This window comes from Allobosea sp., assembly GCF_017308075.1.
Classification (GTDB): Bacteria; Pseudomonadota; Alphaproteobacteria; order Rhizobiales; family Beijerinckiaceae; genus Allobosea.
The window spans coordinates 1-17,000 of record NZ_JAFKFX010000029.1; the positions used below are offsets into that span (position 1 = coordinate 1).

Below are 17,000 nucleotides of genomic sequence, written 5' to 3' on the forward strand. Positions count from 1 at the left end.
CTCCTCGCTCGGCTACAAGCCGCCAGCACCGGTCGCTGTGGTCTGGCCGGCTGCGCAAACCCAACCCGCTTCGCCGGCCATCTCAACCGTGGCCGCCAAGCCCACCATGCACTAGATTAGAACCGGGCCACCTAACGGGGGCGGGCCACAGGGGTTTTCGGGAAGGGAGGATTTCTGGATCATCGCAGCCATTTTGGAGCGCAGATGAGACACAACTCCGGGCCGGAGAAAGCACTGGCAGAACAGGTCGTGAAGGATATCCGCCGAGCGACGCGGCGACAGTTCTCGGCTGAAGAGAAAATCCGCATCGTGCTGGAAGGCGTACGCGGCGAGGAGAGTATCGCCGAGCTGTGTCGGCGCGAGGGGATCGCCTCGTCGATGTATTACGGCTGGTCGAAGGAGTTCCTCGATGCCGGTAAGCGCCGTCTCGCCGGTGACACGGCCCGCGCCGCGACGTCGGACGAGGTCAAGGAGCTGCGTCGTGAGGCACAGGCGCTGAAGGAAGCCGTGGCCGATCTGACCCTGGAAAACCGCCTGCTCAAAAAAAGCATGCTGGCGGATGGGGAAGACGACACATGAGATATCCCGCATCCGAGAAGGCTTAAGATTGGAGAAGCTCGGCATTCCCCGCGCCACGTTCTATCGCTGGTACGATCGCTATCGCACCGGCGGGATCGAGGCGCTCGCCGATCATCGCTCGCGGCCGGATCGTGTCTGGAACCGGATTCCTGACCCAATCCGGGCCGAGATCGTCGAGCTGGCGTTGCGCGAAACGGAGCTGAGCCCGCGCGAGCTGGCGGTGCGCTTCACCGACGAGAAGAGCTACTTCGTCTCGGAGGCGTCGGTGTATCGGCTGCTGAAGGCGCATGATCTCATCACCAGTCCGGCCTACATCGTCATCAAGGCGGCGTACGAGTTCAAGGATAAGACCACGGCGCCCAACCAGCTCTGGCAGACCGACTTCACCTACCTGAAGATCACCGGCTGGGGCTGGTATTATCTCTCGACCGTGCTCGACGACTTCTCGCGCCATATCGTCGCCTGGAAGCTCTGCGCCACGATGCGGGCGGACGACGTCACCGACCTCGCCACCTGGCTCGATGGCAAGGGCATGCAGCATGTTCGCGGCGCGCCCTACCATCCCCAGACCCAGGGCAAGATCGAGCGCTGGCACCAGACCCTGAAGAACCGCATCCTGCTCGAGAACTACTATCTGCCCGGCAACCTCGAACGGCAGGTCGCCGCCTTCGTCGAGCATTACAACCAGGCCCGCTACCACGAGAGCCTCGGCAATCTCACGCCCGCCGATGTCTACTTCGGCCGCGGGCCGGCCATCCTCACCGAACGCGAAAGGATCAAGCGCCAGACCATCCAGAAAAGACGCTTGCAGCATCATCTGCAGGCCGCATAGCCTCAAACCCAGATGAGCCAGAGCCTCCGTTCCTGAGACATCGAAACAGTCTCAAATCATCTGACGACGGACAGTCGTCGAGCCGGTCCATGTGTTCGCGCTCTACGGGTGTCGTTTCGAATGTGCGCGTGCAGCGAAAGAACGCTTCGGGCATTTTCAGCTCCCGGTTGTCGTAGCAGCGGAAGCGCGAGGAGAACTCCGCCTTAAGCGCGGCGATGATGTCGCTTTCGCGCGGCGGCCGGCTGGTTTCCGACGCCGCGATCTCGATCCGGGCGGCAGCCAGCTGCTCGGCGGGGGCGAGCTCGTAGCCCGCCGCCACCTCCACGACATCGCTGCAGCCGAACTCGAAGAGATCGTTGATCTTGCACTCCGCGCGACGGGCCTTGATGGCGGCGTAGAGCGGCATTGGCTGGCCCGCGCGGCACTGCGACAGCGCCTCGAGCCAAGCTTCGCGGAATGCCGGCGTGCCTTGGGCGTGTCCGGTGCAACTGGCCAGCTCCTTCGCCCGGTCCGCACCGTTGCGCGCGCAGGTCGCGTCCACCCCCAGTCCTCGGGCCAGGAAGATCCGGTCGACATTGGGGCAGTCGAGCGCCGGGTAGCGACGCCACATCCCGACCTGTAATGGGAAGTTGTGCGCGATCATCCGCCTGAGCGCCCGTAAAGGCCTCGCAGGTCGGGTGCTCCTGCGCGAGGCTGGTCACGGTCGTCTTCCAGTGGCCGAGGGCGGCCAGCCCGGAATAGCATTCGGGTGCCTTGACCGGATCGATCGCCAGGTAGGTGGACTCGCAGGCCTTGATCAGTTCCCGGTTCGCAAAGCGCCCCGACTGCTTCGCAGAATCGCCTATCCGCGGAGTATAGCGCACCATGTCGGCGCAATCGCTGCGGGCGCCGGCTGTCGGAAGGGTTTCGCAATCCTGCGAGCCTGGCTTGTCGTCCCCATCTCGCCCGCGCATGGCCCCGCTCGGCGCGGAGCCAGCTGTCGCCGGAGGCCGCGGCTGAGCCGCATCGACGGGTCTCGCATAGGCGAGCTCGATCGTGCCGCAGCGTCGATTGTCGAATGATCCTGCGAGGCGTTGCCAATCGGGCGAGCGACGGACCGTGAAGGCCAGCGAGGGATATCCCCTAGCCTGCACCAGCCAGCGCCCCGGCGATACGAGAAACTCGCCGCTCGGCAAGGCATGGGCCGTCACGACAAAGCGACCGATCGGTGGTCCCGCAGGGGCCTGGTCCTCGAAACGAAAACTCGCCTCCAAGACCCCTGCCGGCATCATTCGCGAAGAGGACCGTGGCGCTCTGGAGCACATCGTCGCAGCTGAACGTCCCGGTTCATTCGCCGAGCAGCCCGCGGCCGCCGTTTTCCGCGATGGCGGGACCGCCCGGCATGAGGACCGAGATTGCGAATGCGATGACACATGCTCCGCGCATCGATCACTCCCGGGCCGGGTGCGAACGCTCCGTCACAGGCCGCAGACCCGGCGCATCAGCTGGGTGGCTTCCTCTGCGCCTCGCAGGTTGAAACCGGCCAGCTTCCGTCCCGCCGGATCGGAAATCGTCAGGAGGCCTCCCGCTTCGAAGGCGCTGAGGAAGTCCGATGGCATCGGCCCTTCAGACGGCCAGGAATCGCCAGGCGCCTCATATCGCATCCTGGCCTTGAAGGTCTGGGTGCCGAAACCGCCCGTGACGGCGAAATTCATCGTAATTCGCCGACCGTCGACCGGGGCCGGCCGGGAGGATTGAACAGCGTCATCCAAAGCCCGGGGCTGAGCAGAGTCGTCGCGCATCCGCCGGTCAAACGGGCCGTGCCGCTTGAGGCGCGCGCCTCGATGCTGACACCGCGTGGATTAGTATCGACCTTTGCGGTCCAGGCTTGGCTGGCCGCCTGTGCCAATACGCGGGGTGCCTCCGTCGCGTTGGCCGAACCGGGAGTTGCTGTCATGGACATGGCCAACAGCAGGAGCACAGTCATCGCATCCGTGCTGGATGACATCGCCATCGACCTCACCGCGCCCATGCAAGCCTCCAGCGTCGTCGACATCTCCAGCAGCGAGCAGTCGCGACGCTCTGCTCCAGCCCAAGAAATACGCCATAATTACCTTACGTTAACTATGGGCATCAAGACATCCGTCTTCAGGCGGACGCCACGAAGACGGCTCAAGTTGCGCGCTAGCCGCGACAAGACCGAAACCACAGCGGCTGACTCCTCGGCATAAGACGGGGATGTCCGCTTTCCGGCAACGCACGCATGTCCAGAAGTGGCGCTACGCGGGCCTCCAATTCGGGCTTTCGCTTCGCAGAAAGTGCATGAACGCCTCGACGAGCTCGGTCCGTTGACTGTGGGAGGGAAACAGCACGCCGAAATTATAGGGCACGTCCGGCTCGAAACGGCGCCAGACGAGGCCTCGCGAAGTAAAGGCACCCGCAGTGAAGCGATCGGTGATCGTCACCCCGACGCCATTGGCGACCAACTCGCAAGCTACGGCGGCGATGGGAGTGTCGACGCGAATGTCCGGCATGGAGCCGGCATCATCCAGAGCGCGCTGCAGCGGCAGATGGGCAAAGCTGTCCCGTCCCTTTCCGACGAAAGCCAGCCCGTGCAGGTCTCGCGGAGTGATGACGTCGCGCGCCGCAAGCGGATGGTCGGGGAGCATCACGCAAACCCCGATCGCCGGATCGAACAGCTCGATATCGACCCCCGGCTTCTCCATCGGCAGCATCGCGAAGCCGATGTCGAATTGGCGGGTCGAGACCCAGGATGCGATCGTCTCTGAGCGCTGGACCTGAAGGGCGGCCGCGACACCGTGGTGCTCCTTCAGGAAGCGAGCGAGCGCCGCCGGGAGGAACTGGTGGGCGAGCGCCGGCATGCTGACGATCCTGAGCTGCTCGACACGCTGGTCCTTGATCTGGGCGGCCCGCTCGGCGATGCGCTCCAGTCCAACGAAGCTGCGCTCGACCTCATCGTGCAGGGCCAGTGCCTCAGCCGTCGGCCAACTGCGTCCATCCGCCCGCGTGAAAAGGGCGAAGCCCAAGCGCTCCTGCAGTTCCTTCAACAGCCGGGAAATTGAGGGCTGCGAGGTACGCAGCAGCCGCGCCGCCTGCGTGAAGCTGCCGACATGCAGCACGGCATTGAAGGCTTCCCAGTGCTTGTGGCCTATTTGCGACAAATCAAAGTACTCCGGGACGGAACGCCTCATAATCCGGTTAAAGGGCGCTCGGCGAACGGCAACGTTCGCCGGACGAAGAGTTGCGCCCATATCAAATCCGGATCGACCGATCCATACTTCGTCAATTGACAGATGGCCCCTCCAATCGGAACCCTGACGGCAATCAGGAAAAGAGAGGGGTTGCCGACATGAAGTCTCCACATCATGGAATCTGCTCGATAGCACTGGGCATGGCCCTGTCGGCGACGGGCTGGATGGCGCCCGGCGCCCTTGCGCAGGACACCATGTATGTCGCCGGCTATGGCGGATCGTTCGAGCGCCTCATGCGGAACTCCGTGATCCCGCCTTTCGAGAAGGCCAACAACGTCAAGATCGAATATGTCGCCGGGCAGTCGACAGCGACGCTCGCGAAGTTGCAGGCTCAGCGCAGCAAGCAGGAGATCGACGTCGCGATCGTCGATGACGGACCGATGTATCAGGCCGTGCAGTTCGGCTTCTGCGCGCCGATCCAGAAGGCGCCGGTCCTGGATGACATCTATCCGATCGCAAAACTCGCCGATCAGGCGATGGCGTTCGGCATCGGTGTCACGGCGCCGGTCTATAACACCAAGATTTTCAAGGAGAAGGGACTGCCCGTCCCGACATCCTGGGGCGACCTCGGCAACAGCGCCTATAAGGGCCAGCTGGCTCTTCTGGGTGCCGCGAGCACGACCGGTCTGCATGGACTGATCATGGTCGCGCGGGCCAAGGGCGGCGGAGAGGCCGCCATCGACCCCGGCTTCAAGGCCTTCAAGGACGAGATCCGCCCGAACATCGTGACCTTCGCCCCCTCTGCACCGAAGCTGGAGGAACTCCTGCAGAGCGGCGAGATCGCGATGACGGTGGTTGCGCGCTCGCGCGCCGTCGCACTGAAGAAGGAGGGGCTGCCGCTGCAGGCCGTCGAGCCCAAGGAAGGTGCGGCGGCGCTGATGGTGTCGATGTGCCCGGTCGTCGACAGCGACGTGTCGGCACAGGCGCAGAAATTCATCCAGCACATGCTGTCGCCCGAGATCCAGAAGATCTTCGCGCAGGCGGGCTATGGTCCCGTCAATCGAAAGACCGAGCTGAGCGAAGCCGAGAAGGAAGGGCTCGCCGTCGGTGACGAGGCTGTGGGCAAGCTTGCCAGGATCGACTGGCCGACCGTCAACCAGAACCGTGCAGCCTGGACGCAGCGCTGGAATCGCGAAGTCGAACGCTGAGCCATCCTGATCCGGCCGGCCTTGCCCGGCCGGACACCTCCCGAACGAGTTCTCCTATCAATGGCCAAAATCGTGCTCGAGGCGCTGACCAAGCGCTTCGCAAGCTTCACGGCGCTCTCCGGCATCGACCTTTCGATCGAGCCGGGCGAGTTCGTCGGGCTTCTCGGGCCCTCCGGCTGCGGCAAGACCACGACTCTGAACATCGTTGCCGGCTTCGAGGAGCCGAGCGGCGGGCGCGTCCTGCTCGACGGCCGCGACCTCGCGGGTGTGCCGGCGAACCGGCGCGGCATGGGCATCGTCTTCCAGAGCTACGCGCTCTTTCCGCACATGACCGTGGCGGAGAACATCTCCTTTGGGCTGGAGATGCGCGGAATGGGCCGCGCCGAGCGGGATCAGACGATCCGCCGGGCGCTGGACCTCGTGCACCTATCGGCCATGAGCGAGCGCTATCCACGCCAGCTCTCCGGCGGCCAGCAGCAGCGCGTTGCGCTGGCGCGGGCACTCGCCATAGAACCCGCTCTGCTCCTGCTCGATGAACCCTTGTCGAACCTCGACGCCAAGCTGCGCGAGGAGATGCAGGTCGAGATTCGTGCGATCCAGCGTCGCGTCGGCACCACGACGATCATGGTCACGCATGACCAGGCGGAAGCGCTCGCGACCTGCGACAAGATCGCCGTGATGGATGCCGGCCGCATCGTGCAGCTCGCCGACCCGCTGACGCTTTACGATGCCCCTACGAGCCGGTTTGCAGCGGCCTTCGTCGGGCGTTCCTCGCAATTGCCGGCCACGGTCACTGCGGTGGACGGCTCGATCGCGCGCATGCGCATCGACGGACTCGCGGCCGAGGTTGGCGGGCGGCTTCATCGTCCCGTGCCGGTCGGCCAGGCCGTGCTGATCGCGCTGCGCCCGGAGAAGGTTCAGCTCGGGGCTCCGGGTACGGGCGCGGTCGACGGCCGTCTGCAATCGCGTGTCTTCCAGGGCAGTTCCTGGCTGTTCTCGATCCAGACGGAGCTCGGCAGCGTGCTGGTCTCCGAGCCGCATCGCGGCATACCCCATTTCCGGGAAGGTGACGCCGTCTCGATCGCCTGGATGCCGGAGGATGCCGCCGTGGTTCCGGAGGCGCCCCGTGGCTAGCCGCAAGCGCCGCGCTCCCTATCTGTTGAGCCTGCCCGCGCTGCTCGTCTTCGCAGCGCTGCTGGTGACGCCTCTCGCCATGATCGCAGGTCTGAGCTTCCAGGCCTTCGACCTGAACACTGGACAGATCGGCGGCCTGACACTCGGCAATTACGCCGACACCCTGGGCGATCCCTACTACCATACGATCTTCCTGCGCACGGTCGGCATCGCGCTGGCGACGACGGCAATCTGCATCCTGATCGGCGCACCGGAAGCCTATTTCCTGTCGCGCATGCGCGCCCCATGGCGCTCGATCTTCCTGATCGTCACCTTGAGCCCGCTGCTGATCTCGGTGGTGGTCCGCACGCTGGGCTGGGCCCTGCTGTTCGGCCGCAACGGCGTGATCAACCAGGTCCTGGCGGCGCTCGGCCTCGCCTCGGGCCCGATACCGATGCTCTATACGGTCCAGGGCGTCGTCATCGCGCTTGTCCATGTCGCGGTGCCGTTCATGGTGATCTCGGTCTGGGCCGCGCTCCAGCGCCTCGATCCCAAGGTTATCCGCGCCGCGAGCTCGCTCGGAGCGAGCGAGTTCACGATCTTCCGCCGCATCGTGCTGCCGCAGATCATCCCCGGCATCCTCTCGGGCTCGCTGATCGTCTTCGCTCTCGCCGCCAGCGCTTTCGCGACACCGGCGATCATCGGCGGGCGCCAGCTCAAGGTGGTCGCGACCGCGACCTATGACGAGTTCCTGGGCACGCTGAACTGGCCGCTGGGCGCCGCCATCGCCATCGTCCTGCTGATCGTCAACGCGGCCATCATGCTGACCTACAACCGTATCGTCGAGCGGCGCTATGCGAGGTTCGCACAATGAGCCGAAACGGAACCTTCGCGATCGCGTTCCACACAGTGTTCGTCGCCTTCATGCTGGCGCCGTTGGTGGTGGTGATGTGGATGTCGCTGACGCCCTCGAACCTCTTGTCGCTGCCGACGACCTCGTTCTCGCTGCGCTGGTTCTGGGCGATCCTGCGCCACAGCCAGTTCATCGACGCCTTCTGGTTCAGCATCCTGCTCGGCGTCCTCTCGGCGAGCCTGGCGATGGTGCTGGCCGTGCCCGCAGCGCTCGCTTTGGCGCGCTACCGTTTCCCGGGGCGGGACGGCTTCGTCGCGCTCTTCCTGTCGCCGCTGATCATCCCGCATGTCGTGCTCGGCGTGGCATTCCTGCGCTTCTTCACCCAGATCGGCACGACCGGGTCCTTCATCGGGCTGCTCGGCGCCCATGTGCTGGTGATCTTCCCCTATGGGCTGCGGCTGGTGCTGGCGGCGCTGACGACGAGCGATCCGGCGATCGAGCGGGCGGCGATCTCGCTCGGAGCCTCGCAATGGACTGTGTTCCGGCGCGTGCTCTTCCCGCTGATGATCCCAGGCGTCGCCGGCGGCTGGGTCATCTCCTTCATCCAGAGCTTCGACGAGGTGACGATGACCGTGTTCGTCGCGACCCCATCCTCGATGACGCTGCCGGTACGCATGTACCACTACATCGAGGAGTCGATCGATCCGCTGGTGGCCTCGGTCTCGACCGTCGTCATCCTCCTCACCTTCCTGCTCATGGCCATCGTGGACCGCATCTACGGGCTGGACCGCATCCTGGTCGGCAAGGGCTGAACGCCCGGCCGGCGCATCCTGACCTTTCGGGGATTGGACAATGAAAGCAATCGTTGTGGGGGCCGGCATCGTCGGCTCATCGGTGGCCTATCGCCTGGCGCAGGCCGGAGCCGAGGTCACCATCGTCGAGGAAAGGCGGCCGGGCGGCGGCACCTCCAGCGTGACCTATGCCTGGGTCAATGCCTGCGAGAAGCTGACCTCGGAGGCCTATTTCCGGCTGAACTTCGCCGGCCGCCAGGCGCATGAGGACATCCTGGCCGAGTTTCCGGGCGCGGACTGGTACCACCGGCCCGGCGTGCTGCAATGGCAGGACGCGGAAGCAGAAGCCGGCGGCCGCGACGGCACCGATCCGCTCGCCAAGCTGCAGCAGCTGATCGCCTGGGGCTATCCGGCCGAGGTCCTCAGCCTCGACGACGTCCGCAAGCTCGAACCGGAGATCAATCCCGACGCGATCGGGAACGCCCCGGTCATCCACTATCCCCAGGACGGCTGGCTCGACCCTGTTCCCTATTCCGGCGCGTTGATCGCTGCTGCTGTGGAGCGGCATGACGCAACCGTCATCGAGGCCCGCGTCGACCGCCTCGTGCTAGCCGGCGAGCGCTGCACCGGCATCGTGCTGGCCGATGGCCGAACGATCGAGGCCGACGTCGTGGTGAATTGCGCCGGCCGCTGGCTCAACGACGTCGTCCAGACGCCCCAGCATCGCATCCCGCTGGCGCCGACACTCGGCATCGTCGCCTATACCCCGCCGGCGGGCACGCCGCTCAGAAGCGCGCTGCGTACGCCCCTGGTGAACATGCGGCCCGATGGCGGCGGACGCTTCCTGTTGCGCTCGAACGAGCTCGATCGCCTGCTGACCTCCGACGAAGGCGCCGTGCCATCCCACCCGCAGGCGCAGGAGCTGATGCGCCGCGCCATCAAGACCGTTCCCGCGCTGAAGCATGTCGAGGTCGAGGCAGTCCGGATCGCGACGCGGCCGATCCCGAAGGACTCCTATTCCGCCGTCGGCCCGGTGCCCGGCCTGTCCGGCTATTATGCCGTGGTCAGCCATAGCGGTGTCACGCTCGGCGCCTTCCTCGGCGAGGTCGTCGCCGACGAGCTCGTCCATGGGCGTGAGCGCGACGAGCTTATCGAATTCCGCCCGAGCCGCTTCTTCAACTGAGGATACCCCGATGCGTGTCGCCATCATGGGCGCGGGCGCAGCCGCCTTCGCCGCCACCGCATTTCTCGCCGAGAACGGGCATGAGGCCGTGCTCTGGTCGCCCTCGGGCAAGAGCACGGAGGCGCTTGCCGCCGGCGCCCCGCTTATCAGTGAAGGCAAGATCGCAGGAGAGTTCCGGCCCAACGTGGCGCCGAGCTGCGAGGCTGCTGTGATTGGTGCCGACGCCGTCCTGATCGCCCTACCGGCGAACGGGCACAAGCATGTCATGGACGCGATGGCGCCGCTGCTGTCGCCCGGGCAGCCGGTCATCATCTCCTCGCACGCCTCGCTCGGTGCCTTCTACCTGTCGCGTTTGCTCACCGCGCGCGGCGTGGAAGTGCCGATCATCGCGCTCAGCACGACGATCCTGCGCTCGCGCCGTACCGGACCGAACACGGTCAAGATCGCAACCATCCGCAGCAAGGTCGACATCGCCACTTTGCCGCGACGGCTCGCCGATCAGGGCCTCGATCTCTGCCGCAGGTTATTCGGCGATCGTTTCCGTGCCGTGGATGGCTTGCTCGCCGTCTCGCTGAGCAACGTCAACCCGCAAAGCCACATGGCTCTGGCGCTTGCCAACTTCACCCGCATGGAGAAGGGCGAAGCCTGGGGGCAGAGCGAGAATCTGACCATGGCGGTCGGCCGGTTGCTCGAAGCCATCGACGCCGAGCGGCTGGCTCTGGCCGCCGCGTTCGGCCTCAAGGTGCGGACGATGCGCGAGCACTATTCGCTGACCTATGGCGTGCCGGACGCACCGCTCGGCGAGACCTCGCGGATGCTGGCGGAGACCCAGCCGACAACGCTCGGCCCGGCCACCATCGACACACGCTACACGCTGGAAGACGTCCCGTTCGGGCTCTTGCCGCTCGCCGAGCTCGGACGGCTGGCCGGCGCGCCGATGCCGCTGCATGAGGCCGGGCTTGCCATCTTCTCGGCGCTCTATGGCCGTGATCTAGCGCAGGACAATGACATTCTGCCCGAACTTACAAGCAACGGTCTTTCGCGCGAGCAGTTGCTGGCATGAGCTTCATGGCATTCGAGGCCCGGATCGAGGTCGAGGCTGGCAAGATCCGCTTTCGATGAACGTCCGTTTCCGACTTCGCGGACTGTCGGATGCTCCGTTTTCGGGCGAGCTGATCGATCGACGCCAAGGCGAAACTCGCTAGCGCGTTTCAATCCTAGATCGCGGCGCGCCCGTTCGGACGCGGTCACGATGATCTATCTCATTGTTGCCGCATCGGAGTTTTCCGAAAACCGTAGTTCACTTTTCGGAAAACTCCGATGCTATGGGAATAGCCTTCGCAGCATGGATGGTGCGATGTTCGCCTCGATGTCGCGGGGGGAACGACGATGACTTCCGGTGTCACCGCCGTGTTGGATATAGGCAAGACCAACAGCAAGATCCTCGCCGTCGATCGCGATCTGAACGTCGTCGCCACTCATGGCATCGCGTCCATCAGTGATGGCCGGCACCTCGACACCATGCGCTGCTGGACGTTCATTCTGGCCAGCCTGAAGCAGATCGCGAGGCGCTTCGACCTTTCCGCCATCGTGCCGACCACACATGGAGCTGCCTTCGCCATCATGGGCGAAAGCGGGCTTGCCCATGGGATCGTCGACTACGAACAGCGTGTGCCTGACACCATTTCGGCCGAGTACGACATTCTGCGGCCGGATTTCACGGAGAGCTTTTCGCCGAATCTGCCTTTGGGTCTCAATGCCGGACGGCAACTCTTCGCGCTCGATCGTTCCACGCCGCGTCTCTTCGACGAGGCTCGGGCGCTGATCGCCTATCCGCAGTACTGGGCCTGGAAACTCAGCGGCGAGTTGGTCTCGGAAGTCTCATCGCTCGGCTGCCACACCGACCTCTGGGCGCCCTTGAAAGCCGGCCCCTCCTCGCTGTCCAGCGCAATGGGCTGGGACCGCCTGTTGCCGCCGATCGCCCCCGCCTGGGCGGTGCTCGGCAAGGCAGCGCCTGCGCTCGGCCTGCCCGCCGCATGCCGGGTCCTGGCCGGCGCGCATGACAGCAACGCCGCCTTCCTGCGCTATCTCGCCGGCTCGCGGGACCCCTTCGCGCTCGTCAGCACGGGCACCTGGTTCGTCTGCTTCAACACCCAGGGTAATGTCCCCGGCCTTTCGGCCGAGCGCGATACGCTGGCGAATATCGATGTGCTCGGGCGCCCCGTGGCCTCGGCTCGCTTCATGGGCGGGCGGGAATATGCCGCAATAGCGGAGTTCAGCGGGCAAGCGAGCCTCGAGGATCTGCGCGCGGTCGTGGCGGCGCAGGTCTTCGCGCTGCCTTCCTTTGCGGCGGGCGGGCCGTTCGGCGGAAGAAGTGGGGCCATTCGCGGAACACCATCCGGGCCGGCGCAGAACGCGGCGCTGGCGGCGCTCTATTGCGCTCTGATGACCTGCGAAAGCCTCGCCCTCACCGGCCGCGTTTCCAAGCTCTATGTCGACGGGCCCTTCGCCACCAATCCGCTCTATCTCGGGGCGCTCGCCACGCTTCTGCCGGACGTGCGCGTCCTCGCCTCGCGGGACCAGCACGGAACCGGCGTCGGCGCGGCGCTGCTCGCGCATTGGCCGTCGCAGGCCGGGCAGCTGCCGGACTACGCGCTCGCCGCGCAGGAGATCGCCGCGCTCGACCTGGATCTAGAAGGCTATCGCAACACCTGGCAGGAGATGATCGCCGAAGCCCAGGATTCAGGACGCTGAGCGCAGGCTCGGCGGCTTGGTCGCAGTCGCCGCTTCCATGACACGGACATCGGGGCACAGACTGCGGAGCAGCTCGATCTCGGCCGCGCCGGCACCGCTATCGGTGATGATGATGTCGATCTCCTCGAGCGGAGCGACGATCATGGAAGAACGGACCTTGAGCTTCGCGCTGTCCGCCAGCACTACGACGCGCTCGGCCCGATGCGCCAGCTTCTGCGCCGCGCGGGCGATGAGCGGATCCCTCTCGGTCGCTCCAGCGCGGCCAAGCCCGTAGCAGCTCGTGAACAGCACCTCGCCGGCGAAGCTCTCGGTGCCGTCATGCTCGAAGGAACTCAGGATGATGTTGTGCTCGGGATAGACCGTCCCGCTCGGAATCGTCACGCGGCAGCCCGGGCGCACCGAGAGCAGTTCGCCTGCGATCGAGAATGAATTGGTCAGGACGTCGAGGTTGCGCCCGCGCAACAGGCGCGCCAGCTCGAAGGTCGTCGAGCCGGCATTGAGGATGACGCTCATGCCGTCCTCGACCAGCCGGGCCGCCTCGCGCGCGATCGCCTGCTTTTGCGCGACATTGACGTCGCGGCTCATGGCGAAGGGCACGCCCGCGAGCTGGTGCTGATGGCGCGGCCGCAGCGCCTCCGCCCCGCCGCGAACCCGGCGCAGCTCGCCATTGCGGTCGAGCGCCGCAATATCCCGCCGGATCGTCGCCTCCGATGCATCCAGCATGTCGACGAGATCGGAGAGCGCGATGATCGAGCGCTCGTTGGTCAGCTTGACGATCAGCCGGTGCCGTTCGCGTTCGAGCATCTTGTTTCCGTTTCCCCGCCTTGGCCCGGCGCCGGTCGCTGCCGGCTGCATCCTTCATTTTTTCAGGCGCACCGCAATGCCGCTTGCAAGAAAATGACAGAACTTGATCGAACTTGACAATGATTGAGAGTTCGCGATGAATTTATGAAAAGGCGGTCGATACGAGCCGCTCGCCGGAAACGCCGAAGTCGAGGATCTCATGGCCGATCACGCCATTGCGGGCGGTTTGTCGCGTCTGCTCACCAGCTCATGGGATGAGAGGCTGGCGGAGACGCTCTCGCCACAGGATCTGCTGGTCTATCGCTCGAACCTGCTCGGCGCCGACAAGCGCATCACGAATTTCGGCGGCGGCAACACCTCCTCCAAGTTCGACATGCCCGATCCCCTGACCGGCGCCCCGGTCGAGGTGATGTGGGTCAAGGGCTCGGGCGGCGATCTCGGCTCGATCCGGCTCGACGGTTTCGCGACGCTCGACATGGCGCGTTTTCGCAGCGTCCGGCAGGCCTATACCGGTCCGGAAATGGAGGACGATGCCGTCGCCCTCTATCCGCACTGCACCTTCGGCCTGAACCCGCGCGCCGCCAGCATCGACACCCCGCTTCACGGCCTGATCGACCGTCCGCATGTCGACCATGTCCACCCCGATGCGATCATCGCCATCGCCGCCTCGGTCGATGGCGAGGCGATCACGCGCGAGATCTACGGCGACGAGATCGGCTGGCTGCCCTGGCGGCGGCCGGGCTTCGAACTCGGGCTGATGCTGGAGCGCTTCGTGCGCGACAATCCCCGCGCGCGCGGCGTCATTCTCGGCAGCCACGGGCTCTTTACCTGGGGCGATACCCAGCGTGGCTGTTATGAGACCACGGTCGAGGTGATCAATCGCGCGATCACCTGGCTGGTCGAGCAAGAGGCTGGCAAGCCGGCTTTCGGCGGCGCGGCCGTGGACATGTTGGCACCCGAGCAGCGCCGCATGACGGCGGCCCGCCTGATGCCGATCCTGCGCGGCCTCGTCTCGGAAGGGCGCGCGAAGGTCGGCCATTTCGACGATCAGGCGGCGGTGCTCGATTTCGTCTGCAGCCGCGACCTCGCCGCATTGGCGCCGCTCGGAACCTCCTGCCCCGATCATTTCCTGCGCACCAAGATCCGCCCGCTGGTGCTGGAGATCGATGCCTCGCGCCTCGATGGCGAGGAACTGCTGCCGACGCTACGACAGGCGATCGCAGCCTATCGCACCGACTATCTCGGCTATTACGAGCGCTGCAGGCGCCCGGACTCGCCGCCTGTGCGCGATACCAACCCTGTCGTCATCCTCGTGCCCGGGATCGGCATGTTCACCTTCGCCGCCGACAAGGCGACGGCACGGATCGCCGGCGAGTTCTACGTCAACGCCATCAACGTGATGCGCGGCGCCAGCGCGGCCTCGACCTATGCCGGGCTGCCGGAGCAGGAAGCCTTCGACATCGAATACTGGCTGCTCGAGGAAGCCAAGCTGCAGCGGCTGCCGAAGGACAAGCCGCTCGAGGGACGGATCGCACTGGTCACTGGCGGCGCCGGCGGCATCGGCCTCGCCACGGCCCGAAGGCTGCTCGGCGAAGGCGCCTGCGTCGTGATCTGCGACATCGACAGGGCGGCGCTGCGCGAGGCCGAAGCTGCGCTGGTCAAGAGCCACGGCCGTGACCGTGTCGCGGCCTTTCCCGTCGACGTGACCGATGAGCGGACCGTCATCGCCCTGTTCGGCGAGGCGGCGCTCGCCTTCGGCGGGCTCGACATCCTCGTATCGAATGCCGGAATCGCCTCGGCCGCGCCGCTCGAGGAAACCAGCCTCGAACTCTGGCAGCGCAATATCGACATTCTCGCAACCGGTTACTTTCTGGTCTCTCGCGAGGCGTTCCGGCTGATGAGGGCGCAGGCGCGCGGCGGCTCCATCGTCTTCATCGCCTCGAAGAACGCGCTGGTCGCCTCGCCCAACGCTTCGGCCTATTGCACGGCGAAGGCTGCCGAGATCCAGCTGGCCCGCTGCCTCGCCCTGGAAGGCGCGCCGCATGGCATCCGCGCCAATGTCGTCAACCCCGATGCCGTGCTGCGCGGCTCGCGCATCTGGGAAGGCGAATGGCGTGCGCAACGCGCAGGGGCCTACAATGTCGCCCCCGACGCGCTGGACGAAGTCTACCGCCAGCGCAGCATGCTGAAGCTCAACGTCTTTCCCGAGGACATTGCCGAAGCCGTCTATTTCTTCGCCTCGGACCTCTCAGCGAAGTCGACCGGCAACATTCTCAATGTCGATGCCGGGCACGCGCCCGCCTTCACGAGATAGATCATGGCAGAGTTCCTGATCGATCCCGGCATCATCGAGGCGCATAACCGGCAGGAGGCCGACGGGCTCGCGCAGGATTACGAGGCGCTTTCGCGCTCGCTGGCGCGACGGGGCATCGATTGCGAAGCGCTGCTGCACAAAGTCTCGGCGCTGGAGATCGCGGTCCCGTCATGGGGCGTCGGCACCGGCGGCACGCGTTTCGCGCGCTTCCCGGGACCGGGAGAGCCCGCCGACATCTTCGACAAGCTCGAGGATTGTGCCGTCATCCAGCAGCTCGGCCGGGCGACGCCACGCGTCTCGCTGCATTTCCCCTGGGACGCGGTCGCCGACATGGCGACGGTCAGGGCGCGTGGGCAGGAGCTCGGCCTCGGCTTCGATGCGGTGAACTCCAACACCTTCCAGGACCAGCCCGGCCAGGCGCTCTCCTACAAGTTCGGCAGCCTGTCGCATGCCGACGCCGAGGTGCGGGCGCAGGCCATCGCGCATAATATCGACTGCATCCACAAAGGCACGGCGCTGGGTGCACGGGCGCTGACGATCTGGCTGGCCGATGGCAGCAACTTCGCCGGCCAGTCCCATCTGGCGCGCGCCTTCGAGCGCTATGTCGAATCCGTCTCCGCGATCGAGGCGGCTTTGCCCGATGAAAGCTGGCGGCTGCTCCTCGAGTACAAGAATTTCGAGCCCGCCTTCTATGCGACGGTGGTGCAGGACTGGGGCTCCTGCCTTCTGGCGGCCCAGGCCATCGGCCACCGGGCGCGTTGCCTGGTCGATCTCGGCCATCACGCCCCTTCGACCAATATCGAGCTGATCGTCGCGCGCCTGATCTCGGCCGGAAAGCTCGGCGGCTTCCATCTCAACGATTCCCGCTTCGGCGACGATGATCTCGATGCCGGCTCGGTCGATCCGTTCCGGCTCTTCCTGGTCTTCAACGAACTGGTCGATGCCGAGCAGCGCCGGGCCTGGGACGAGGCTCCGGCGTTGATGCTCGACCAGTCGCATAATCTCACCGACCCGATCGAAAGCCTGATGCTCAGCGCCGATGCCGCCAGGCGTGCCCATGCGCAGGCGCTGCTCGTCGACCGGGTGCAACTCGCGGAGCTACAGGCGCGCAACGATGCCGCCATGGCCGCGGAGACCCTGCGCCGCGCCTTCCGCACCGATGTGACGCCGCTGCTCGCCGAGGCACGGCGCCGGGCCGGGGGGGCGATCGAGCCGGTCGGCGCCTATCGCCTGTCCGGCTACCGGAAGCGCGTCGCCGCGCGTCGCCCGCTCAGCACGGGAAGCGGTGGCGGCATCGTCTGAGCCTCGAAGACCGAAAGCGCCGCCGGATCGTTCGGCCGGCAGGCGCAAAACGCAGAACGAACGCAGCGGAGGGAAC

The 17,000-nt window shown here is 65.8% G+C and carries 14 protein-coding genes and 1 pseudogene; 11 read left to right on the forward strand and 4 right to left on the reverse strand.

Features of this window, described 5'->3' with window-relative positions; translation table 11 throughout:
• The first annotated feature begins 204 nt into the window (after positions 1–204).
• Positions 205–1,411 (forward strand): annotated as a pseudogene (locus tag J0J10_RS10600) (integrase core domain-containing protein).
• Here J0J10_RS10600 and J0J10_RS10605 read toward each other — a convergent pair.
• Positions 1,356–2,054, reverse strand: a complete 699-nt coding sequence (locus J0J10_RS10605; protein WP_291646458.1) for a hypothetical protein — start codon at positions 2,052–2,054, stop codon at positions 1,356–1,358. The pseudogene J0J10_RS10600 and the gene J0J10_RS10605 sit on opposite strands and share 56 nt — an antisense overlap.
• A gap of 814 nt (positions 2,055–2,868) precedes the next feature.
• Complete coding sequence (locus J0J10_RS10610; RefSeq protein ID WP_291646459.1) at positions 2,869–3,192, reverse strand: hypothetical protein; 324 nt, start codon at positions 3,190–3,192, stop codon at positions 2,869–2,871.
• A gap of 153 nt (positions 3,193–3,345) precedes the next feature.
• Here J0J10_RS10610 and J0J10_RS10615 point away from each other — a divergent pair, with 153 nt between their 5' ends.
• On the forward strand, positions 3,346–3,621 hold the full coding sequence (locus J0J10_RS10615) for a hypothetical protein (protein ID WP_291646461.1): 276 nt from the start codon (positions 3,346–3,348) through the stop codon (positions 3,619–3,621).
• Between the two features lie 48 nt (positions 3,622–3,669).
• Here the strand turns inward: J0J10_RS10615 and J0J10_RS10620 are convergent, their stop codons facing one another.
• Positions 3,670–4,662 (reverse strand): LysR substrate-binding domain-containing protein, encoded by a 993-nt coding sequence (locus tag J0J10_RS10620; protein ID WP_291646462.1) that lies wholly within the window; start codon positions 4,660–4,662, stop codon positions 3,670–3,672.
• A gap of 98 nt (positions 4,663–4,760) precedes the next feature.
• On the opposite strand from J0J10_RS10620, the gene J0J10_RS10625 reads away from it, so the two are divergent.
• The 7 genes from J0J10_RS10625 (at position 4,761) to J0J10_RS10655 (ending at position 12,504) form a co-directional block, all read left to right on the forward strand.
• A complete protein-coding gene (locus J0J10_RS10625) occupies positions 4,761–5,810 on the forward strand; it encodes an ABC transporter substrate-binding protein (protein ID WP_291646464.1) in 1,050 nt (349 codons plus the stop codon).
• A gap of 60 nt (positions 5,811–5,870) precedes the next feature.
• On the forward strand, positions 5,871–6,944 hold the full coding sequence (locus J0J10_RS10630; protein ID WP_291646465.1) for an ABC transporter ATP-binding protein: 1,074 nt from the start codon (positions 5,871–5,873) through the stop codon (positions 6,942–6,944).
• Entirely contained in the window at positions 6,910–7,797 is an 888-nt protein-coding gene (locus tag J0J10_RS10635) for an ABC transporter permease (protein ID WP_465247191.1), read from the forward strand. The genes J0J10_RS10630 and J0J10_RS10635 overlap by 35 nt, the downstream gene beginning before the upstream one ends.
• The gene (locus tag J0J10_RS10640) at positions 7,794–8,588 is read left to right on the forward strand and encodes an ABC transporter permease (protein WP_291646466.1); all 795 of its coding nucleotides are present in this window, start codon (positions 7,794–7,796) and stop codon (positions 8,586–8,588) included. Before J0J10_RS10635 ends, J0J10_RS10640 begins: the two co-directional genes overlap by 4 nt.
• Before the next feature lie 40 nt (positions 8,589–8,628).
• Positions 8,629–9,750: an NAD(P)/FAD-dependent oxidoreductase gene (locus tag J0J10_RS10645; protein ID WP_291646467.1), complete on the forward strand. Its 1,122-nt coding sequence runs from the start codon at positions 8,629–8,631 to the stop codon at positions 9,748–9,750.
• 10 nt (positions 9,751–9,760) lie between these two features.
• Complete coding sequence (locus tag J0J10_RS10650; RefSeq protein WP_291646469.1) at positions 9,761–10,813, forward strand: NAD/NADP-dependent octopine/nopaline dehydrogenase family protein; 1,053 nt, start codon at positions 9,761–9,763, stop codon at positions 10,811–10,813.
• A 326-nt stretch (positions 10,814–11,139) separates the two neighbouring features.
• The gene (locus tag J0J10_RS10655; RefSeq protein WP_291646470.1) at positions 11,140–12,504 is read left to right on the forward strand and encodes an FGGY-family carbohydrate kinase; all 1,365 of its coding nucleotides are present in this window, start codon (positions 11,140–11,142) and stop codon (positions 12,502–12,504) included.
• On the opposite strand, the gene J0J10_RS10660 is transcribed toward J0J10_RS10655, so the two are convergent.
• Positions 12,493–13,308 carry a DeoR/GlpR family DNA-binding transcription regulator gene (locus J0J10_RS10660; protein ID WP_291636762.1) on the reverse strand — a complete coding sequence of 272 codons (816 nt, stop codon included), beginning with the start codon at positions 13,306–13,308 and terminating at the stop codon, positions 12,493–12,495. The genes J0J10_RS10655 and J0J10_RS10660 overlap by 12 nt on opposite strands.
• 199 nt (positions 13,309–13,507) lie before the next feature.
• Here J0J10_RS10660 and J0J10_RS10665 point away from each other — a divergent pair, with 199 nt between their 5' ends.
• Positions 13,508–15,622 carry a bifunctional rhamnulose-1-phosphate aldolase/short-chain dehydrogenase gene (locus tag J0J10_RS10665; protein ID WP_291646471.1) on the forward strand — a complete coding sequence of 705 codons (2,115 nt, stop codon included), beginning with the start codon at positions 13,508–13,510 and terminating at the stop codon, positions 15,620–15,622.
• 3 nt (positions 15,623–15,625) lie between these two features.
• Complete coding sequence (gene rhaI, locus J0J10_RS10670; protein ID WP_291646473.1) at positions 15,626–16,924, forward strand: L-rhamnose catabolism isomerase; 1,299 nt, start codon at positions 15,626–15,628, stop codon at positions 16,922–16,924.
• Positions 16,925–17,000: the final 76 nt, after the last annotated feature.